General features: G+C 41.3%; 24 protein-coding genes and 5 pseudogenes. 13 read left to right on the top strand and 16 right to left on the bottom strand.

Going from position 1 to position 17,926, the window contains the following annotated elements:
- Nucleotides 1-175 precede the first annotated feature (175 nt).
- From JCM19037_RS15130 to arsC, 5 genes and pseudogenes are all read left to right on the top strand, one after another.
- Nucleotides 176-489: pseudogene (locus JCM19037_RS15130) on the top strand (ArsR/SmtB family transcription factor).
- Between the two features lie 53 nt (nt 490-542).
- A complete protein-coding gene (locus JCM19037_RS15125) occupies nt 543-944 on the top strand; it encodes an ArsI/CadI family heavy metal resistance metalloenzyme (RefSeq protein ID WP_042402590.1) in 402 nt (133 codons plus the stop codon).
- A 106-nt stretch (nt 945-1,050) separates the two neighbouring features.
- Entirely contained in the window at nt 1,051-1,392 is a 342-nt protein-coding gene (locus JCM19037_RS15120; RefSeq protein WP_042402587.1) for a helix-turn-helix transcriptional regulator, read from the top strand.
- Between the two features lie 21 nt (nt 1,393-1,413).
- Nucleotides 1,414-2,702: pseudogene (locus JCM19037_RS15115) on the top strand (arsenic transporter).
- Between the two features lie 12 nt (nt 2,703-2,714).
- Nucleotides 2,715-3,132: pseudogene (gene arsC / locus JCM19037_RS15110) on the top strand (arsenate reductase (thioredoxin)).
- A gap of 202 nt (nt 3,133-3,334) precedes the next feature.
- Here the strand turns inward: arsC and JCM19037_RS15105 are convergent.
- From JCM19037_RS15105 to JCM19037_RS27470, 6 genes and pseudogenes are all read right to left on the bottom strand, one after another.
- The gene (locus JCM19037_RS15105; protein WP_042402584.1) at nt 3,335-3,793 is read right to left on the bottom strand and encodes a hypothetical protein; all 459 of its coding nucleotides are present in this window, start codon (nt 3,791-3,793) and stop codon (nt 3,335-3,337) included.
- Nucleotides 3,790-3,990: a helix-turn-helix transcriptional regulator gene (locus tag JCM19037_RS15100; protein WP_042402582.1), complete on the bottom strand. Its 201-nt coding sequence runs from the start codon at nt 3,988-3,990 to the stop codon at nt 3,790-3,792. Before JCM19037_RS15100 ends, JCM19037_RS15105 begins: the two co-directional genes overlap by 4 nt.
- A 158-nt stretch (nt 3,991-4,148) precedes the next feature.
- Entirely contained in the window at nt 4,149-4,427 is a 279-nt protein-coding gene (locus tag JCM19037_RS15095; RefSeq protein ID WP_042402580.1) for a hypothetical protein, read from the bottom strand.
- 119 nt (nt 4,428-4,546) lie between these two features.
- Nucleotides 4,547-4,816 carry a hypothetical protein gene (locus JCM19037_RS15090; protein WP_042402577.1) on the bottom strand — a complete coding sequence of 90 codons (270 nt, stop codon included), beginning with the start codon at nt 4,814-4,816 and terminating at the stop codon, nt 4,547-4,549.
- A 112-nt stretch (nt 4,817-4,928) separates the two neighbouring features.
- Complete coding sequence (locus JCM19037_RS15085) at nt 4,929-5,192, bottom strand: hypothetical protein (RefSeq protein WP_042402574.1); 264 nt, start codon at nt 5,190-5,192, stop codon at nt 4,929-4,931.
- Between the two features lie 115 nt (nt 5,193-5,307).
- A pseudogene (locus JCM19037_RS27470) lies at nt 5,308-6,284 on the bottom strand (choloylglycine hydrolase family protein).
- Between the two features lie 1,066 nt (nt 6,285-7,350).
- On the opposite strand from JCM19037_RS27470, the gene JCM19037_RS15070 reads away from it, so the two are divergent.
- Nucleotides 7,351-7,902, top strand: a complete 552-nt coding sequence (locus JCM19037_RS15070) for a CPBP family intramembrane glutamic endopeptidase (protein WP_042402569.1) — start codon at nt 7,351-7,353, stop codon at nt 7,900-7,902.
- A gap of 149 nt (nt 7,903-8,051) precedes the next feature.
- On the opposite strand, the gene JCM19037_RS15065 is transcribed toward JCM19037_RS15070, so the two are convergent.
- Together JCM19037_RS15065 and JCM19037_RS15060 are read right to left on the bottom strand one after the other, a co-directional pair.
- Nucleotides 8,052-8,330, bottom strand: coding sequence for a multidrug efflux SMR transporter (locus JCM19037_RS15065; protein ID WP_052363931.1), 279 nt, complete (start codon nt 8,328-8,330; stop codon nt 8,052-8,054).
- Nucleotides 8,327-8,671 carry a multidrug efflux SMR transporter gene (locus JCM19037_RS15060; protein WP_052363930.1) on the bottom strand — a complete coding sequence of 115 codons (345 nt, stop codon included), beginning with the start codon at nt 8,669-8,671 and terminating at the stop codon, nt 8,327-8,329. The genes JCM19037_RS15065 and JCM19037_RS15060 overlap by 4 nt, the downstream gene beginning before the upstream one ends.
- A 60-nt stretch (nt 8,672-8,731) precedes the next feature.
- Here JCM19037_RS15060 and JCM19037_RS15055 point away from each other — a divergent pair, with 60 nt between their 5' ends.
- The 5 genes from JCM19037_RS15055 (at nt 8,732) to JCM19037_RS15040 (ending at nt 12,314) form a co-directional block, all read left to right on the top strand.
- Nucleotides 8,732-9,565, top strand: a complete 834-nt coding sequence (locus tag JCM19037_RS15055; protein ID WP_042402566.1) for a LysR family transcriptional regulator — start codon at nt 8,732-8,734, stop codon at nt 9,563-9,565.
- Between the two features lie 149 nt (nt 9,566-9,714).
- Nucleotides 9,715-10,023 carry a hypothetical protein gene (locus tag JCM19037_RS15050; RefSeq protein ID WP_042402563.1) on the top strand — a complete coding sequence of 103 codons (309 nt, stop codon included), beginning with the start codon at nt 9,715-9,717 and terminating at the stop codon, nt 10,021-10,023.
- Nucleotides 10,007-10,354: a hypothetical protein gene (locus tag JCM19037_RS15045; RefSeq protein ID WP_042402560.1), complete on the top strand. Its 348-nt coding sequence runs from the start codon at nt 10,007-10,009 to the stop codon at nt 10,352-10,354. Before JCM19037_RS15050 ends, JCM19037_RS15045 begins: the two co-directional genes overlap by 17 nt.
- 752 nt (nt 10,355-11,106) lie before the next feature.
- A complete protein-coding gene (locus JCM19037_RS27465) occupies nt 11,107-11,367 on the top strand; it encodes a hypothetical protein (protein ID WP_238544743.1) in 261 nt (86 codons plus the stop codon).
- 41 nt (nt 11,368-11,408) lie between these two features.
- Nucleotides 11,409-12,314, top strand: a complete 906-nt coding sequence (locus tag JCM19037_RS15040; RefSeq protein ID WP_238544742.1) for an MFS transporter — start codon at nt 11,409-11,411, stop codon at nt 12,312-12,314.
- A gap of 51 nt (nt 12,315-12,365) precedes the next feature.
- Here the strand turns inward: JCM19037_RS15040 and JCM19037_RS15035 are convergent, their stop codons facing one another.
- Nucleotides 12,366-12,845: an SDR family NAD(P)-dependent oxidoreductase gene (locus JCM19037_RS15035; protein ID WP_307189833.1), complete on the bottom strand. Its 480-nt coding sequence runs from the start codon at nt 12,843-12,845 to the stop codon at nt 12,366-12,368.
- Nucleotides 12,846-12,892: 47 nt separating this feature from the next.
- Complete coding sequence (locus tag JCM19037_RS29475) at nt 12,893-13,102, bottom strand: SDR family NAD(P)-dependent oxidoreductase (RefSeq protein ID WP_307189832.1); 210 nt, start codon at nt 13,100-13,102, stop codon at nt 12,893-12,895.
- A 139-nt stretch (nt 13,103-13,241) separates the two neighbouring features.
- Here JCM19037_RS29475 and JCM19037_RS15030 point away from each other — a divergent pair, with 139 nt between their 5' ends.
- Nucleotides 13,242-13,715: an SRPBCC domain-containing protein gene (locus tag JCM19037_RS15030; protein ID WP_042402556.1), complete on the top strand. Its 474-nt coding sequence runs from the start codon at nt 13,242-13,244 to the stop codon at nt 13,713-13,715.
- A gap of 65 nt (nt 13,716-13,780) precedes the next feature.
- Here JCM19037_RS15030 and JCM19037_RS30215 read toward each other — a convergent pair whose 3' ends face one another.
- From JCM19037_RS30215 to JCM19037_RS30205, 3 genes are read right to left on the bottom strand one after another with little or no spacing between them, the layout of a single operon-like run.
- Nucleotides 13,781-14,053, bottom strand: a complete 273-nt coding sequence (locus JCM19037_RS30215) for a hypothetical protein (RefSeq protein WP_373901017.1) — start codon at nt 14,051-14,053, stop codon at nt 13,781-13,783.
- Nucleotides 14,054-14,067: 14 nt separating this feature from the next.
- The gene (locus JCM19037_RS30210) at nt 14,068-14,616 is read right to left on the bottom strand and encodes an MFS transporter (RefSeq protein ID WP_373901035.1); all 549 of its coding nucleotides are present in this window, start codon (nt 14,614-14,616) and stop codon (nt 14,068-14,070) included.
- Between the two features lie 32 nt (nt 14,617-14,648).
- Nucleotides 14,649-15,002 carry an MFS transporter gene (locus JCM19037_RS30205; RefSeq protein ID WP_373901015.1) on the bottom strand — a complete coding sequence of 118 codons (354 nt, stop codon included), beginning with the start codon at nt 15,000-15,002 and terminating at the stop codon, nt 14,649-14,651.
- Nucleotides 15,003-15,132: 130 nt separating this feature from the next.
- Between JCM19037_RS30205 and JCM19037_RS15020 the strand changes: the two genes are divergently transcribed.
- Entirely contained in the window at nt 15,133-15,954 is an 822-nt protein-coding gene (locus tag JCM19037_RS15020) for a MerR family transcriptional regulator (RefSeq protein WP_081829339.1), read from the top strand.
- Here the strand turns inward: JCM19037_RS15020 and JCM19037_RS15015 are convergent.
- The 3 genes and pseudogenes from JCM19037_RS15015 to JCM19037_RS15005 form a co-directional block, all read right to left on the bottom strand.
- Nucleotides 15,883-16,628, bottom strand: a pseudogene (locus tag JCM19037_RS15015) (glucose 1-dehydrogenase). The gene JCM19037_RS15020 and the pseudogene JCM19037_RS15015 sit on opposite strands and share 72 nt — an antisense overlap.
- Before the next feature lie 92 nt (nt 16,629-16,720).
- Nucleotides 16,721-17,263: a hypothetical protein gene (locus tag JCM19037_RS15010; RefSeq protein WP_152549091.1), complete on the bottom strand. Its 543-nt coding sequence runs from the start codon at nt 17,261-17,263 to the stop codon at nt 16,721-16,723.
- A gap of 92 nt (nt 17,264-17,355) precedes the next feature.
- On the bottom strand, nt 17,356-17,553 hold the full coding sequence (locus JCM19037_RS15005; protein WP_042402551.1) for a hypothetical protein: 198 nt from the start codon (nt 17,551-17,553) through the stop codon (nt 17,356-17,358).
- Between the last annotated feature and the right edge of the window lie 373 nt (nt 17,554-17,926).

Here is a 17,926-nt window from a genome sequence, read left to right as displayed (position 1 = left end):
TTTTGCGATATATCGTATAACGTAATAATAAACGATTTGAAAATAAAAGTCAAAATGATCTCAAGTAATTTTTTTAAGTGAGGTCAATAATACATCAAAAAAAGTTGATTTATTAATCGTTGCTTGTTATTCTTATATTAATCAAAAAAAATTGATGAAAAGGCGGGACTTTCAAATGGAGGAAATGCATACAAAGTTAGCCAATGATCAACTGGTCACCTATGAAAAACAGTTTAAAGCATTGGCCGATATTAAAAGGCTGCAAGTATTAAATTTATTAAGTGTACAAGGTGAAATGTGTGTTTGTGATTTACAAGAAGAATTAGAAATGCCACAATCGAAACTTTCCTATCACCTAAAAGTTATGACGGATGCGAACTTACTACATAAAGAAACGAGAGGAACTTGGAGCTATTATCGCATTAATAGCGACATGTAAATTCACTTCTTTCCGAACAGTTATGTTGTATTTTAAAGCCGTCTAAATAACGGCTTTAATTTATCTATAATTAATCAAAAAAATTGATTAAGGAGTGTGTACGATGATGAATGTTCATATCGGTTTAAATGTACAAAACGTAGAGGAAAGTAAGGATTTTTACCAAAAGCTGTTTAGTGTTCCTCCAGTAAAAGAAAAAGATGACTATGTAAAGTTTTTGACGACAGAGCCAAACCTTAACTTAACGCTCACAAAAGTAGAAGAAGTAGAAGGAAATCAAATTAATCATTTGGGGGTTCAAGTGAGCGCTAAAGAAGAAGTGTTGAAACATAAAGAACGGCTTGAAAAGGAAGGTTTTTTCGCAAGAGAAGAAATGGATACGACTTGTTGCTATGCGATTCAAGATAAGTTTTGGGTAACCGACCCAGATGGTAATGAATGGGAATATTTCTATACGAAGCAAAATGTTGAGACAAAAGAGGATTCTTCTTGTTGTGCAAGCTAAATTGTGAATCGTTATAACTGTAGACACAATATAAGTCAACCTTAATATAAATATTGACTTATATTATATTTTGCTTATATACTGTTTTCGAAGAGGTGCATTGTTTATGAGTCATAACAAATTAACCATGACTGAACTTACGTCTTGCTTAAAGATTATTGGTGATCCGACCCGCTTTTTAATTCTTAAACTCGTGGAGAAGAAAACGTATTGTGTGTGTGAGTTTGTAGAGATGCTCGGGATTAGTCAACCTGCGGTGAGTCAGCATTTACGTAAATTAAAAGATTTAGAGTTAATCACAGAAGAACGACGAGAGCAGTGGCGATATTTTTCACTAAATTCAACTTCTCCTTATTTCCCTATGGTTCGCGATCTTCTTCAGTATAGTGGCGATCAAGATGAACGCTATCTTCAAGTGATAGAAAGAGAAGGGCTTGCGAGTTGTTAAAGGAGATCGGGCAATGTAGATGTGATAGTAGCTTCATTGATTTTTGTCGTAACGTTAGTGCTGGTTATATGGCAACCGAAAAACTTAAACATTGGATGGTCGGCGATTGGCGGAGCGGTGCTTGCCCTTTTGCTCGGCGTTGTTAGCTTTACGGATGTGATTGATGTTACAGGCATTGTGTGGAATGCAACGCTTACGTTTATTGCGGTCATTCTTATCTCACTCATATTAGATGAGATTGGTTTCTTCGAATGGTCCGCCCTACATATGGCGAGAGTTGCTAAAGGAAATGCCGTTCTCATGTTCGTATATGTCTGCTTACTTGGCTCGATTGTTGCTGCTTTTTTTGCCAACGATGGGGCAGCGTTAATTTTGACACCAATTGTTTTAGCGATGGTCCGTTCATTAAATTTCAATGAAACAATGGTTTTCCCGTTTATTATTGCAAGTGGATTTATTGCGGATACGACGTCACTTCCACTTGTTGTGAGTAACTTAGTGAATATTGTTTCAGCGGATTTCTTTGGCATAGGTTTTATTGAATATGCGACGCGGATGATTGTACCGAATTTTTTTGCTTTAATTGCGAGTATTGTTGTGTTGCTTCTTTACTTTAGAAAGAGCATTCCTAAGCGTTACGACTACTCACAATTAAAAGAACCTGCCTTGGCAATAAAAGACCCGAAGATGTTTAAATTATCTTGGGTTGTGTTAGGGTTACTGCTCGTTGGCTATATCGTCAGTGAGTTCGTTCACGTCCCGGTATCGTTCGTTGCTGGAGGCATTGCCCTTGTATTCTTGTTCATATCTAGAGCGAGCGCTGTCGTCAATACATCAACGGTTCTTAGAGGGGCGCCGTGGAACATTGTGTTTTTTTCCATTGGGATGTATGTCGTCGTATACGGTCTTCGAAATGTCGGGTTAACAGATGTATTAGCCGATGTGATCTTTATCGTAGCCGATCAAGGTCTGTTTGCTGCCACAATGGGAATGGGTTTTATCGCAGCGATCTTATCGTCAATGATGAATAACATGCCAACAGTGTTAATTAATGCGATTGCGATCTCAGAATCAGGAACGACAGGATTAACGAAAGAAGCATTAATCTATGCCAACGTGATTGGAGCGGACTTAGGTCCAAAAATCACCCGATTGGGTCACTAGCAACATTGCTATGGTTACATGTGTTAACGAATAAAGGTGTAAAGATCTCTTGGGGAACGTATTTCAAAACAGGAATTGTCATTACGCTTCCGGTGCTAGCGATCACTTTATTTGGGTTGTATCTATGGTTATTAGTTATCTATTAATGGAGAGATATTATGAAAAAGACAATCTATTTTTTATGTACAGGAAACTCATGCCGTTCACAAATGGCCGAAGGTTTTGCAAAACAGTACTTGCAAGAGGAATGGAATGTGTACAGTGCAGGAATTGAAGCACATGGATTAAACCCAAATGCAGTGAAAGCGATGAGGGAAGCGGGTATTGATATTTCCAATCAAACGTCGGATATTGTTGATCTTGAGCTACTCAATCATGCTGATTTTGTTGTGACGTTATGTGGAGATGCTGCTGATAAGTGCTGTAACTCCCCCTCATGTGAAGCGTGAGCATTGGGGATTCGACGACCCTGCCAAAGCAGAAGGTGCGGAAGAAGAACAATGGGCAGTTTTTAAGCGCGTCAGAGATGAGATTGGTGGAAGAATAAAGCGTTTTTCGGATACACACCCATCCTGATAGCAGCACTAAATGATAGTAGATACTCTTTATTGTAAACGATTATAATTTGAGTACTGATAAAAATCACTGTAACATAATAATTCGCAGTCTTTGATGAGCTATCTGAAACCTTCCTGTTACACCCAACGAAAATATTCTCATGGTAAATCAACATACTTACTCTAGTATATGTGCAATAAAAGCTCTAGTAAGCATGATTTCATTGTAATGCTTTATTTTTGGTGTACGATCGCTTTAATGATATAAAATTGGCTAAAAACCAAAACATGCCAACCAATACTAATAGTCCACTAAGGTTCATCAAATCATTAATGTTGTTAGGAAAACCAAGATATAAAAGAGATAACAGAGAGTACAAAATAGCAAAGCTAATCGATTTTAAGGAAGCTACTTTTAATTCTCGCTTATATGAGTCCTCTGAATCCACTTCCGTAAATTCAATGCCAGAAACGATATACCGGCCTGTAACATAAAAAAGGAAGATCGCAACAGGAACGAATAAGGCAATGCTAAGATTTATGGTAAAGAAATATTGGCTAAGCAGCAGCATGCTAATTGTTGAAATCAGAAGAATGACGCCACCTTCTGCTAAAAAATGTACTACTTTGGTTGATTTGTATTCATCTTTAGGCAATAAATAAGAAATCCAAGAATTCATTCCGAGTCTTCCTCCCAAAATAAATCATCTAATGTTTTACTTAATTCTTTTGCAATGGCTATGCACAACCGCAAACTAGGATTGTATTCACCTTTTTCAATCAACCCAATTGTTTGCCTAGTGGCCCCCACTCGCTTAGCAAGCTGTTCTTGAGTGATCTCTACTTCTAATCTTGCCATCTTCATTTTACTTATCATGTAATCACCCACAGCGAGTAATGTATATCGTACATAGTGTTATATATATATTACATTTTTCTTGCTTCTAATGCAATCTATTTCAATAGCATCAAAAACAGGCAATGTAAGATCGTTATTGCTATGACCTTTTCATATGCCGTTTACATGTAGCGACATCATCTTCTCCGATCCAACAGGGCCGGTGTAATATTTAATCCTATGGATACGAGGGTCACCACCCATAGCACCGGTTCCATGCTAGGTACAACATCTAACAAAGCCGCCCAGTCTTCTGCGAGTACCCACTCGGAAACGAGGCTGTATTCTGCACATAAGGTTAAAGCAGTAAATGATAATGCTAGCGCCATTGCAAGAGTGTAGTTCTTACCTGATTTGTACATAAACAGGTTGATTAAGGTTGCGATGATTGCAATGAATCCTAATAGTATCCACATAAGGTTATCTCCGTATTTTTTTCGACATTCGTAAGTTTAAAAAGACTGATCTACATGCTTTCTCTCCATAATGTTCTTCATCAGAAACTATGCCACGCTTGGCGACACGTTTACTCTAACTACTTCCCAAAAACCGGATAGAGTAGAAAAATCATGAACATGAGCATCACAGCAATCAAAGATAAACAACCAAACCCGTGTATGGTGACGAGCGTATATTTTAAAGGTTGATAACCGTTAATTTGTAAACTGATGATCATGCCAGCACTTATAAATAGAACGGCGAAAAATAATGGAAGAGCTTGAAAGGCCTGGTTGTCCACAAACGTGTAAAAGATATACACCCATAAAGGAATGAGGATGATAGAAAGAAATGTCCACTTGAACATAATTGACCTCCTTACATTATCGCTTTGGCTTTATTCATTCTGCGAACACCGATACTGCCAGCAATAATAAACAGTGTGGACTGAATCATGGCTACACCAAGTGTTAGCACGATCATGCTGCACCTAAACGAATGAGTAGCATGCCAGCTTTATGTAGATCCCCATCCAACTTTTGAATGAGCGCAAACGCCAACGTCGTGCTCACCACATGTACAAATAGGATCCCCCAGGCAATTGTAGGTGAAACACTTTGCAACACGCCCATTCCATCAAAAAATGTAAGATAGAATGTTGCCATTGTGACGCCGATCATGAGCAGTATGTGAATGCCTAAGCCTAGTATTGCTAATTTCCGTTCAATTTCTTTTTCCTTCATCGCTCCACATCTCCTTTGACTCTCCTTTAAGTGTACAGAATATTCCGGTGCATTCAAGAATAAGGCACACATCCGTATATAGGAAATGTGTGCCGTTCGCATTTATTTATAATTGTTAGTTTTGATAACGAACACTTTGCTCAAGCGGGACGTGATAACTAATGGGCGCAGATCCATCCAGATTTTCACGGTAGAGGTTTACGGCATTGATTTGATTGTTCGTATATGAATAATAATAGTAATTGCCGGTTTGGCTGCACATCGCACTTGTATAGAGGGTGTACGATGGCGCTCCATCTTCTATATCGGCACCTTTTGCAACGGAGCAATAGTCAAGAATACGTATGGCGTTTTTCAACCCATCCATTTCAGTCTCTGCTTCCTCGATATGATTTCTAAGAAATGCGGCTCGGACAAAGCGGGAAGGGGATGTATAGTCACCGGGTATGCCGAAGTTGCCAGCGAGTAATTCGGGTGATTTTACAAGATGATAATCGCCCCAAACGACATCTTCACTAGGCTGGATAGATGAAAGAGACGCATACTGGTTGAGGTTGATGAGATGCCAGCGAAAATCAGGCTGTTTGCAAATGCACCTACACGGTTGTCATATACTTGCAGCCCATCTCTCGTACTTTCAATGACGATGGTGTTCTGTTTACGATCTGTGAAGATCCAGTGGATCGGAGGAGGGCCGTTTGTCAGTTCGAGATCTCGTGCCATAATGTTAATGTTTCTTAATTCACCGACCAGCTCATCGGTCGTTCGAAATTGCGTAAGAACAAACGTAATAAAGTCGATCGCAGCAATGTTAAGTTTGTCTCGGCGTGGTCGCGTGCTGAATTCAGCGAATCCTTCTAAGTAGTGCACTACGCCCATAAGGCCGTGTTCATTTAATCCATCAAATAACCCAAATTGGTCCTCCGTCTCTAAACCCATTCCTACGACTGCATACCGACTTGTAATCCGGCGATTTTCTAATTTGTTCGTCCACGAATAATTTCTCGGAAGAATGTACACTTCATAGTCAGTCGGAAGGTCATAAAAATCAAAGTTCCGCGCCAAAAAGTGATTCCCATCTTTCGTATTCACCGTCGCTGCTGTACACAAGTTGCACAACTCCTTTGTAAGTGAGGTTAACTCACAAAGTGTATGTTCGAGGTCGTGCTTTTATGATTGAAAAAAACCATAGATTACAAATTTGTTAAGATGGATTAAAGAAGTTTGATGTATCAGTCAAAAGGAAATAAGTAGTACAAAAGGATCGATAGAAAAGTTATATAAGTTGAACGAAAAAAAGATTCAGAATCGATTTTTGCTGGTGAACGGACACCTACATAATGTCTGTTGACGTTCATTTCGTTTCACATCGACAACTCGGTTGTTCGTCACCGCGAGGGTTAAGGCTAACACGGACAGCGATTGTCGAAGGGGAAAAAGACGTGACTGATGGTCACCCCTTGGCGCAAGGAATGTTATGTGCTGTCACTTATGTGACCATTCAGCTTTCAAACTGGGCACTTTCGACCTCAACGGTCACATATATCGCGATTTGTGACAGTTGCCCCCATTTATGTGCACATTCACGTTTAAAATCATGATTTTCTTTCTCAAGTGTCACAATAATGAATATATGGGGCATTTGGACTTCTTTCCACACACTAAAGCGGCGAGGTAATGTCGCCCTTCTTTTCTGGAGTGTCAAGAAAACACGGTGGGCGTACTTAGACCACCGATGTTGCACTTGTACTCCGGAGTGCAACCATCCGCATGCAGTGGAAAGCAACAACAGTACAGGTCAAGAAAATGTTACGTTCATTACATATAGATACTTAAGAAACGCATCCTTCGTTTCGGAATATGTGCTGGACTTTTTATGCGTTTTTATCTCGTTATTCTTGAGGTTCTTCGTCTTGCTGCCGGTGCAGTACAAATATTTAACGGTAGTGCTCCTTAGTGAAGGTCATATAGCTTTTGACGTTTTACTTATAGCAGCGATGAGTAACATGACAGAATTTATGAATCAATATGAAAAAAGTACTGCTCAACTCCTGAATGGTTGTTACAGCACTTTACTTATAGAAACTGAGGGATGCATATGTGAGAAAGACACATCACAAGAAGAAGAACGTTAGGGCTTGTTATTGGAATTAATGTCATGTTTCTCGTTGCCTTAATCATCTTCCTACTACCGGATCCGGCTTCATTTTTCTCCTTATTAGGTTTTGGAGAACATGTGCCCGTCTTAGGCTGGGTTTTAGCGTTCGTTGTTACCATCGTTTTTTCATTGTATACGTTATGGGTGCTCCCTGAGGTTCGCTCGTTTGTATTTGAAGTGTCGTGGTTAAAGGCACTTGCTATCCCTTTAGCCATTTTATCTGGGGTAATTGAGGAAGTCTTTTTTCGAAAGATTATGATGGATCTTTTTCAAGACTTAGATTATGGTATCTTTGCACAAATTTTCTTCTCAGCCGTTATTTTTGCGGCAATACATCTGGTGTGGGGGATTTTTGCGAAAGATTGGAGGATGATGCTCTCAGTATTTTTGAGTACATTTGTGCTAGGTATCTTGTTATCTTTCGTTTATATTGCATCTGACCGAGTGATTTATCCAGCGATAGTAGCACATATCGCCATTAACCTCATCATTGAACCAGGCCTTCTCTATACTGCAATTCGGCAATCGACAAGAGAAGATTCAAGTTCATAATCATAGCGTGTGGAGGTGATTCTATTGAAAAAGAAATATGTGATCATGTTTGGTTTAGTTGTCGTCGGGGTGATTATTGGCAGCGCAATTGCACAATGGGTGTTCAGATAATAGTTAAGAAAGTTGCAACATGCTAACCCCTATGGCAATCAATACAAGTGCGAATATTTTTTGGCGGTTTCTTTTTCTTGCAGAAAAAGAATCCCGATCACGGCGACAAGAAGGATGACGCTTCCTGCCCATATGGCATACGCTATGCCCACTTCCATATGCTGCACCGCAAGGATTAGTTGTACAGGTACGATCGCATACAAGATGAGTGCAGCGATTGTTGCTGGGGTATTTCTAAAGCCATTCGACAACTTCATGCAGACGTTTCCTGCGACGGATAAAAGGATAGCAAAACTTAAATAAATATAACCGATCATCGGAATACCACCTGTTTTTCTCGACGTAAGTTCAGCATAACAATGCCTACAATTATGAAAATCACACCGACTAGTTTCAAAGTGTTTATCGATTCCTCAAAAAATAGAATTCCTGATAAGACGACGAGTGATGTTGATAATCCTGACCAAACAGCATTATAAAATCCGACTTCCATTTCGGTGAGAATCACCATGCTAATGAGCACGGCGAGAACGTAGCAAACCAATACAAGTATGGATGGAAGTATCCGGCTAAAGCCTTCAGACACACCCATAAACAAGGTTCCGATCACTTCAATAACGATGCCAACGAACAACAAAACAATCATTTTTTTCTGCACAGCGCATTCCTACTTTGGGTATAATAGATTTACGTTCAATAGATTCTAGGAGGTTTCTTTTTGAATCTACAAAAATTAGAGTACTTTCGTATGGTTGCCCGGGAAAAGAGTATTACTGGGGCGGCAACTAAGTTGTTTATTTCACAACCAGCGTTGACGAAACAAATAAAAAGTTTAGAAGCTGAATTAGGGTTGCCGCTTCTTAATCGTTTTTCTTACGGAATTGAGCTAACGGAAAAAGGGCAGCAGTTTTTAAAAGACATCGAGCCCGGGCTTAATGAACTGCGCTTTGTGATGAATAAATACCGATCAGACCAGATTATTAATATGGGCAGTGACCCGTTTTTGACGACGTATTATTTCCCTGATTATGTGGACCGATTTGCCCGTCTGCATATTCACATAAAGAACATCGAAGAAGATACGTTAGATTTGTTGCCACTGATTAAGACGGGTGAGATTGATGCAGCGATCGTTCAAGACCACGCCAATGAAGAAGGACTTTCATCGGCATGGTTGTTTGCTGAGGAATTTTATGTTGCATTCCCAACCCAGTACACACCGGTCAAAGACGCGCCCATACACATGAAAGATTGCCTCCCTTACACCCAGCTCTTATCTGCTGAGGTTGGCCCACTGAATAAAAAGATTCGCGAACTGATGAATGTCTACGAACAGTCCCCTGAAATTATTGAAATGCCGTACCACTCCTTGATGGGATTAGTCTCAAAAGGGTATGGTGTCTCGTATTTGCCTGCCATGGTTGTGAACAAAATTGAATACAAAGGCGTCACTTTCTTACCGATCAAAGATACGCCGATACGAAGAGACATGTACCTTTACGCGAACAATGTTGAGACCGTGCAATCTCTTAAAAAACTGTTCGTAGATTAGTTTAGAGCAGATAAACGTCGGTGAGAAATACAAATTTGACAGGGGATCATAACGTAAAGTTATGGGAATGGTATATAATTTTGAAAATTTCATCTGCGGTGATATAATAGGAATAAAGTCTTTTTAGTTAGCGTAGGGAGTGACGACAAATGGACCGAATAAAGCCGATCATTGGATCGCTTTTCTGCAAGATTCCTATCTTGCTCATCACGTTCGTGTTTACCGTGCCTTGTTTATGTTTGGCAGGGTCAGGCGTCATTGGTGAAGATTACGACAATACGTTTGAATGGCGCGTGCGAGCGGAACTTGTTCCATTTATCGTCATTTGGTTCGTAGGTGCGACGCTCATGCTATTTAGAGACGTGAAAGTGAGCGGAACAGGAACATTGTTTGTGTTATTTACACTTCTTTACAGTGTGTTCACGTTTGGTGGCATGTTGCTTGGATATTCTCAGTAGAAAATGTGGGATTGCTTCGGTTGAGACAAACTTGTGGAAGCCAGAATCTTGGTCCGGTCAGATAATTGAGCGTAACCTCTTTGGTTCGTATTCCGACATGGAGTTGGGTGTTGACCAAAGGGAAGGGACGTATGTTGAAACAATCCCGGATGACGCTGGCAGTATCGAAGAAATCAACACAACCAATAACTGGGGAAATTCACTATATGAGTTGAACGAAAGAAATGCATTGAATCCAATGACCGAGATGAGTCTTTACGGGCAACACGGAAAACGTTTGCCGAAGGTAAAAAGACGATACCTAGGGTTATCGCCTGGCACAAGCGTGTGATGACCTGTTACTTATCTGACAATTCAACCCATAAACGGAGTCAACGGTCACATATATCGAAATTTGTGACCGTTGACTCCGTTTATGTGCGGATTCATTTTTAAAATGATGATTTTTCTTGCCCAAGTGTCACGTAAATGAATTTATGGGGCACTTGGACTTCTTGCTATAAACCTTAGCCAGTAGTCAGAAAAAGTGGTCTGTGTCGCCCTTATGCTTTTGAGTGTAAAGAAAACACGGTGGGCGTCTTTTGACCACCGATGTTGCACTTATAGTCTGGACTGTAAAGAAAACACGGTGGGCGTCTTTTGACCACCGATGTTGCACTTGTAGTCTGGACTACAATCATCCGCGAGCAGTGGAAGGCAAAAACTAATTGTGCTTACTAGGAAAAGGTTTAGTTCATTCCATATAGCATTATTAACCAATGTTTTACGGTAGCCAAGCTGTGTTGCGTATGGTAGTGTGTTATTTATTGACTGAAGTGAGGTGTATGCATGTTACTGGATGTTCAAAACTAATAAAGCGAATTGCATAGGGACAGATTGGAAATTGCTCCAGAAACTTGGAGTTTAGTTTCGTATGCGCATTTTTCGTCCTAACATTTATTAGTAGAGAACATCAGACCACATCGCCTTACAGTTCAAAAAAGAACGTTAAGACCATGCTGAGTTCAGCGTGGTCTTTTTTATGAAATAAGCGAGATGTTGCACGTGTTCTCTAAGTTACGTTCACTTAGAGGAGAATTGAAAATGGAAAACACAAACCCTTTATTACGCAACCGAACTTTTGTTTTGTTGTTATTTGCAGGATTTTTGACGATTGCTAGTTATAGCATGTTTATTACGACAACGACGTGGTATGTCGTTACCGACCTTGGGTCTGTTAGTCAGCTTGGGATCATCTTAATTGCAGCAACTGTTCCTCGGTTGATCATGATGGTATTTGGCGGGGTGCTGGCCGATACGTTTAAGAAAACGACAATTATGTTTAGCGCCAACGTAGCCAAGTGATCATTCTAGCTGTGATCTCATATGTTGTGGCGCTAGATGATATGACCTTTCTATTATTGCTCGTTTTGACGCTACTTTTCGGTACGATTGACGCGTTTTTTGGACCTGTAAAAACGTCAATGATTCCAAAAATCGTGACGAAAGAACAGACGCAACGGGCAAACGCACTATTCCAAGGAACTGACCAAGTCGCTTTTATATTGGGCCCACTACTTGCCGGTGTTTTTATGGAGTTTGGAAATGTATCGACGAGCTACTCGGTCGCAACTGGATTGGTATTGCTTTCGACCGTGCTTGTTTTCCCACCGTTTATTAAGGAAGCTCCTGCGGAAAAGCGAGTACAGCAGACGCCACTTCGTGATTTGAAAGAAGGATTTCACTATGTGGTCCGATCGAACTTTTTATTGGTCGGAATTGGGGTCTTAATTTCATATAATTTCTTTGTGATGGGTGCAATTATCGTGGCCATGCCACTTGTCGTTGATCTCTACGGAGGAACACCGATTAACTTAAGCTATTTAGAAGTTAGTTTAGGCATTGGCATGGTGATCGGTTCGGCCATCGTCGGGTTCGTCAAAATTAAAAACCGCGGAAAACTCTCGGTATATGGATTACTCGGAGCGGCTCTCGTCCTCATCTTTTTCAGTCAGTTTACCGACCTATTCTGGTTAACGATGATTGTCTTTTTCATTGGATTAGCGATGCCGATAGTGACCATTCCATTTTTCACGAGTGTCCAAGAATCAACAGACCCAAAGTTAATAGGGCGTGTAATGAGCCTCGTCTATTTAGCGATGAATGGATTTGATCCGATTGCTTACGGTGTCATTCCTTGGCTCATCGAAGGTGGATTATCGATTCAACATGTATTGCTCGTATTTGCTCTTATTGCCATGCTCGTTGGTGTGGTGGTCTTATTAAAAGGAAAGAGCTATCAGCGTGTATAAAAGCGAAGAGCTTCCCTCATCAGAGGGAAGCTCTTCTTATGGACAAGTGTTTCAATGTAAGGTCATGCCCCCATCAACGATCAGCTCTGTTCCTGTGCAATATGAACTCTCATCCGATGCTAAAAAGGCAACGGCTTTAGCAATTTCGGTAGGTGTCCCCATTCTCCCGAGGGGAACGTCTTCGTATGAATCAGATGTGGACGTCGTCACTTTTGCCATATCTGTATCAATCGCTCCTGGATGAATCATGTTGACACGTATTCCTAAAGGCCCTAGTTCAGTCGCAGCTGCTTTTGACATCGCAACAACGGCAGCTTTTGTTGAGGCATATGCAGAAGAGTGTGGAATTGGGGCGAAGGAAGAAACAGAAACATTGTTAATAATCGAGCCTTTTTGTTGCTGTTTCATATGTGGAATTACCGCTTGCATCCCATGAAATACACCCATAAAATTCACCTTCATCATTTCATTGACGTGAGCGGTTGTCGTATCCATGAATGTCGATCTTTTAAGTAAGCCTGCATTGTTCACGAGTGCATCAATTCGTCCGTAAGCGGCGATGACCTTTTCAGTAGCCGCTAACCAACTTCTTCACTTGTAACGTCTAACTGTACAGCGAAAGTATTTCTATTCCCTAATTCACTTGTTACCTTTTCTGCGTCATGTAAATTCCGAGCCGAGACGGCAACGATTGCTCCATTCTCATGAAGGTATTGTACAATGGCTCGGCCTTGGCCACGGTTCGCGCCAGTAACAAAAATTACGTGATTGGTTAGGTTAGGCATCATCTATTCCTCCGAAGTTTGTATGTCATTGCTATAATGGGTATAACAATGATCGTTTATACGTTAATCGATCCGAGTGTATTCATCCAGACCTCGTCATACTTTAGCATGAATGACAGTGAATTTTAAGGAGGATATGGCAATGGTAGATGGGAACGGAGAAAAACGCATCGATACAGCATCGAAGATCATCATGGCAGATGCAGAAACGATTTATCTAGCATTTTTAGATCCAGCATTATTCGCTTCATGGCTTCCACCTGAAGGGATGTCTGGTCAGGTCGACACCTTTGACGCTCAAGTAGGCGGGACGTACCGAATGATCCTCACATACGATCAAGCATCGTTCACTGGGAAGACGTCTGAAAATACAGATGTCTATCAAGGGAGATTTGTAGAATTGGTCCCGAATGAGCGTATCGTACAAATCGTCATGTTTGAATCAAATGACCCAGCATACAGTGGGGAGATGACACAGAAATGGCTCATGCAATCTCTCTCAGAAGGCACAAAGGTCACCGTCGTGTGCGAAGATGTTCCGAATGGAATCCGGAAAGAAGATCATCAAGTCGGATTAACCTCAACATTAGAAAATTTATCTAAGTTTGTTACGTGATCTTTTTGTAGCGAGTTAGAGACAAAAAAGACGACAGGTCACATACACCTGTCGTCTTTTTACCATTAATATTCTGACGTGTAATTTCTGAATGTCTTGCCCCGCCAGAAGGTGATGATGGCAATAAGCAAACCAATGAGTGAAAACGTTAAGATGACGAGTTGAATATCAATGCCTCGAGCGACGAGAAGTGTTACACCGGCATAAGCGAGCGGGTCAAATCCATTCATCGCTAAGAAGACAATGCTCATCACCCGTCCCATGATGCGAGGGTCGGTATCTTCTTGTGCTGATGTGAAGAACGGAATGGCGACAAACGTCATTGAAAATCCTAACATAAACGCCAATCCTGTTAAGATGAATAAACTTGGAATCTGACTAAAGCAAAGGCCACGAGTAACGTCGCAATTAATCCGAGCATCGATGTCAACCCTCGCCTGCGGATCTTCACTGTCCCGATGATAGCGGTACTCACGAGCATACCGATGGCGAGCGCGGATTCGATGTAACTCAAGTTGATCGGAGAACCTCCGTACGTTTCAACTAAAATAGGAATGGCGATCGAGATTGAACCGAAAGCAAAGAAATTCAGTGTGATCAGAATCAGAATTCCGGTGACAAGAAATCGGCTGGCTCGCACGTAGTTGAACCCTTCGATTAAATCTTTGAGTGGAGTTTGTTTTACTGTATTATCGACTGGACCTTCTTTTAAAAACGGTGGGAACATGAAAAAGGCAGAACCTACCACGATGAGGGCTGTGACGAAATACCCTGTCGTAACGCCGCCAAACTCCATGACGCTTCCAGCGATAATCGGGCCGATGACGAAGCCGATTTGTCCTAACCCTTGGATGATCGCATTCGCTTGTTTGATCTGACTTTTGTCCACCAATTTAGGGATTAATGATGATCCTGCCGGTCCAGAAAATGCATCTAACGTTCCGAAAATAAACCAATAATGAGAAGATACGTGAACGTGAGTTGATCGGCGTTGCTGAGTAGAAAGACAGCAACGATCAGAATGCCTTGAATGGAGCTCGTGCTAAACATAATCGTCGTTTTTTTGAATTTATCAGCAATCACACCACCAAAAGCCATCATGAGAATTCGGGGGACAGTAATGGCAATTAAGATGATGCCTAATGAGCCTGCCGACCCTAAATCGGATATAACAAACCACGTGGTCGTCATAAAGAACATACTAAAACCAACGATGGCTAAAAGACTAGCGAAGAATAAGAAAACAAATGCGCGATTTTTAAACAAAGTAGGTTTGGATTGATCCATGAGCTTTCTTCCTTTCCTGTGGGAATACATTTATCGTATTCTGTGACGTAACGTCGTACGCAAGCATGAATTTTTTTGTTGATTGTGACGTAACGTTACAGGATACAATAAGAGGAAAGGGGTTGTGCAGATGGAAGTGACGATCGGTCAGTTTGCGAAGTTAATGGATACAACGGTTCGAACGTTGCGTTACTACGATAAAATGGAACTGCTAAGTCCGAAAAAGTTTAATGAATACGGACAAAAAGTATATACACGAGTCGAGTGGGAGCGATACCAACAAATTACGATCTATAAACACCTCGGATTATCATTAAAAGAAATGAAGGAACAAATGACAAACGGGGATGTCACGAATCGAGAGTTGTTACTCGTACAAAAAGCGTTTATGGAAAAGAAACAAGAAGAAATTAGCGAAACGCTAGACGTGATTGCTCGTATGGAGAGGCTGTACAAAATTGAAGGACAATCCGAAGAAGTATTGGATGAGTTTGCGTTCATTATGATGGATTTATTTAGACGAGAAAAACGGCAAGTGAAAGTTTTGGAAGAACACTTCCAATCTGGGCAGCTGTTAACCGAACAACTCCGAATTATGAAAGACCCAGAACTGCAAGCCAAGATGGACCGGGAAGTGTGGCGTTTACTACAAGCCATTCGCAAAGCTGTGCGTCATCCAGACGATGTGCACCAAGAGAACGTCCAAGATATTTTAAAAGACATGCACCGCCTGTTTCCAAACAATAAACAGTTTTTTACGATTGTAGAAAACGAAGATTTCCTTGCCAATTATAATCGTGACTTTAATAGTTATTTTCCCGAGGATCTTGCTGATTATATGTATAAAGAAATGAAGGAGTATTATGAGGCAGTGAATAATTCATGCCCTCATAAACAAGTCATTGAGCCCCGAGCCTCCATCGACGACAAATTCGGAACCTGTGGAGTATGAAGAGTCGTCACTTGCTAAGAAAACGACAAGGCCACTCACTTCTTCTAATTTGCCTGCGCGTTTTAATGGGAAGCTACTTTCTAAATCGTCATTAATTAAATGTTCGGTCATATCCGTGGCAATAAAGCTGGGTGTACGGAATTTACGCGAATATTAAACGCACCGAGCTCGAGTGCTGCGGCTTTTGTCATTCCTCGACTAGCAAACTTCGATGCAGTGTAGGCGAGTTTTTTGTTGGCACCGATGATTCCCGCGAGAGAAGAGATATTAATAATAGATCCACCAGTCTGTTTCATGCTTTCGGTGACTGCTTGCATACCATAAAACACCGAATGTTGGTTCACGCTAATCACTTTCAAGTATTGCTCTTCAGAAACGTCTAAAAGGTCCTGTTCAGGTACATCAATACCGGCATTGTTCACGAGAATGTCTACGTTTCCGAACGTTTTCACCGTATCTTTCACGACGTTTTGCCAATCACTCGTGCTCGTCACATCATGCTTCATGAAGAGACTCTTTTCGCCTAGTTCTTGTTGTAGCTGTTTCCCCTCATCAACCAAAATATCTGTAAAGACGACCGACGCGCCTTCTTCAATAAAGCGCATCGTGTGAGCTGCACCCATGCCGCGTGCAGCACCTGTGATAATCGCTACTTTACCTTCCAACCTTCCCATTGCAATCTTTCCTCCTTCATTTCTACGATTTTATTTCTTTATATACCATACATTTGAAAATTCTAAACAATAAAAAGTCGAGGGAGAGACAATCACTCCTTCAACGTATAAAACGAGTGAATGGCGACGAGCGATGCAAACGCGAGCAATCGGCGATTGGAGTCTAGCCCTTCGGTAATGTCAATGATGTGTCCCCCGTTCGGGAATAAGGCCAATGATTCTTGGGGTACCCCTCCGACTCTAATTTTCATCCATTCCTCTCCTTCAACGCTCTGCAAACGAATCACATCCCCGTAAAATCCTCCGTTCAACAGCGCAACGTATGTACCGTCTGGACTTTTTAGATGAATCTTCAAAAAGAGAAGTTCGTACCACCGGTATGTAAACTTAGCCAAAACATTTCCCCGGCCATCTTTTAAATAGAAAGGAGCGAGTCCGAACTTCTTCTCAATTGTATACTGTTCGGTTTCAGATAGGTGAAAGGAAAAGGTCATCCGCATCCAAATACGTAAATTGACGATGCGTAATAAAGCAATGAAAATCATATTCTTTGGATTCACTTCTTCGGCATAAGCCATCCGTTTGCCTTTAACGGTAAAGAAATGGATGCCGTATCGCCAATGGGTTTCGCGCATCGCCATCACCCTCGAGCTCTCGAGTAACGGCTTTGACGAACGTTCCAAATCCTCTTCGGAAATGGAAGCGACCCCTTGTTTCGTTAAGTGCTTTAGCCAAAGTGCCCTGCGTAAGATGCGACCACTCCCGTAATTGCGGAAGTAAATCCAGTCATCATCATGGTTTGAAGAAAGGGTGAGCCAGAAAACAAATAGAGGAGCCACCCAGTCAAAAGGGACAGTACTACCATCACATGACCGATAATCAATGCACGACGAACGCGCCTTTTTTGTAAATCTTCGAAATTCATATCGAGCCTCCTGCAGTCATTCTATATAAGTTGAACGAAAGAAATTCAGTCAATCCGATGACTGAGAACGGTCTTTACGGGCAAACGTCTACCTTTTGTCTGTTGAAGTGCCTCTCACATCGACAATTTCGTTGCCGATCGTTGTTCGTCACTGCAAGAGCTGGGGGTAACACAGAAAACGTTTGCCGAAGGGTACAAAGTCGTGATTGAGTCCCACCACCTGGCACAAGCCTGTGATGGCCGGTCACGTATGTGACAATCCAGCCTCAATCCGGCCACTTTCGATCCTCAACGGTCACATATATCACGATTTGTGACCGTTGACTCCGTTTATGTGCACATCCACGTTAAAAATGATGATTTTTCTTTCCAA

Origin of the sequence: Geomicrobium sp. JCM 19037, assembly GCF_000698105.1 — a bacterium.
GTDB lineage: Bacteria > Bacillota > Bacilli > Bacillales > Marinococcaceae > Geomicrobium_A.
Note: the sequence above shows the minus strand (reverse complement) of the source record. Positions and strands in the feature narration are given on the sequence as shown.

What these genes read in the sequence shown, in the direction of transcription:
- JCM19037_RS30215 (WP_373901017.1), bottom strand. Translation starts at nt 14,053, where the DNA reads ATGTTAGGATTTTCAATGACGTTTGTCGCCATTCCGTTCTTCACATCA.
- JCM19037_RS15065 (WP_052363931.1), bottom strand. Translation starts at nt 8,330, where the DNA reads ATGATCGGTTATATTTATTTAAGTTTTGCTATCCTTTTATCCGTCGCA.
- JCM19037_RS15100 (WP_042402582.1), bottom strand. Translation starts at nt 3,990, where the DNA reads ATGATAAGTAAAATGAAGATGGCAAGATTAGAAGTAGAGATCACTCAA.
- JCM19037_RS15120 (WP_042402587.1), top strand. Translation starts at nt 1,051, where the DNA reads ATGAGTCATAACAAATTAACCATGACTGAACTTACGTCTTGCTTAAAG.
- JCM19037_RS15095 (WP_042402580.1), bottom strand. Translation starts at nt 4,427, where the DNA reads ATGTGGATACTATTAGGATTCATTGCAATCATCGCAACCTTAATCAAC.
- JCM19037_RS15040 (WP_238544742.1), top strand. Translation starts at nt 11,409, where the DNA reads ATGACCTTTCTATTATTGCTCGTTTTGACGCTACTTTTCGGTACGATT.
- JCM19037_RS15090 (WP_042402577.1), bottom strand. Translation starts at nt 4,816, where the DNA reads ATGTTCAAGTGGACATTTCTTTCTATCATCCTCATTCCTTTATGGGTG.
- JCM19037_RS15050 (WP_042402563.1), top strand. Translation starts at nt 9,715, where the DNA reads ATGGACCGAATAAAGCCGATCATTGGATCGCTTTTCTGCAAGATTCCT.
- JCM19037_RS27465 (WP_238544743.1), top strand. Translation starts at nt 11,107, where the DNA reads ATGGAAAACACAAACCCTTTATTACGCAACCGAACTTTTGTTTTGTTG.
- JCM19037_RS15125 (WP_042402590.1), top strand. Translation starts at nt 543, where the DNA reads ATGATGAATGTTCATATCGGTTTAAATGTACAAAACGTAGAGGAAAGT.
- JCM19037_RS29475 (WP_307189832.1), bottom strand. Translation starts at nt 13,102, where the DNA reads ATGATGCCTAACCTAACCAATCACGTAATTTTTGTTACTGGCGCGAAC.
- JCM19037_RS15030 (WP_042402556.1), top strand. Translation starts at nt 13,242, where the DNA reads ATGGTAGATGGGAACGGAGAAAAACGCATCGATACAGCATCGAAGATC.
- JCM19037_RS15105 (WP_042402584.1), bottom strand. Translation starts at nt 3,793, where the DNA reads ATGAATTCTTGGATTTCTTATTTATTGCCTAAAGATGAATACAAATCA.
- JCM19037_RS15070 (WP_042402569.1), top strand. Translation starts at nt 7,351, where the DNA reads ATGTTTCTCGTTGCCTTAATCATCTTCCTACTACCGGATCCGGCTTCA.
- JCM19037_RS15020 (WP_081829339.1), top strand. Translation starts at nt 15,133, where the DNA reads ATGGAAGTGACGATCGGTCAGTTTGCGAAGTTAATGGATACAACGGTT.
- JCM19037_RS15005 (WP_042402551.1), bottom strand. Translation starts at nt 17,553, where the DNA reads ATGAATTTCGAAGATTTACAAAAAAGGCGCGTTCGTCGTGCATTGATT.
- JCM19037_RS15010 (WP_152549091.1), bottom strand. Translation starts at nt 17,263, where the DNA reads ATGCGCGAAACCCATTGGCGATACGGCATCCATTTCTTTACCGTTAAA.
- JCM19037_RS15085 (WP_042402574.1), bottom strand. Translation starts at nt 5,192, where the DNA reads ATGAAGGAAAAAGAAATTGAACGGAAATTAGCAATACTAGGCTTAGGC.
- JCM19037_RS30205 (WP_373901015.1), bottom strand. Translation starts at nt 15,002, where the DNA reads ATGGATCAATCCAAACCTACTTTGTTTAAAAATCGCGCATTTGTTTTC.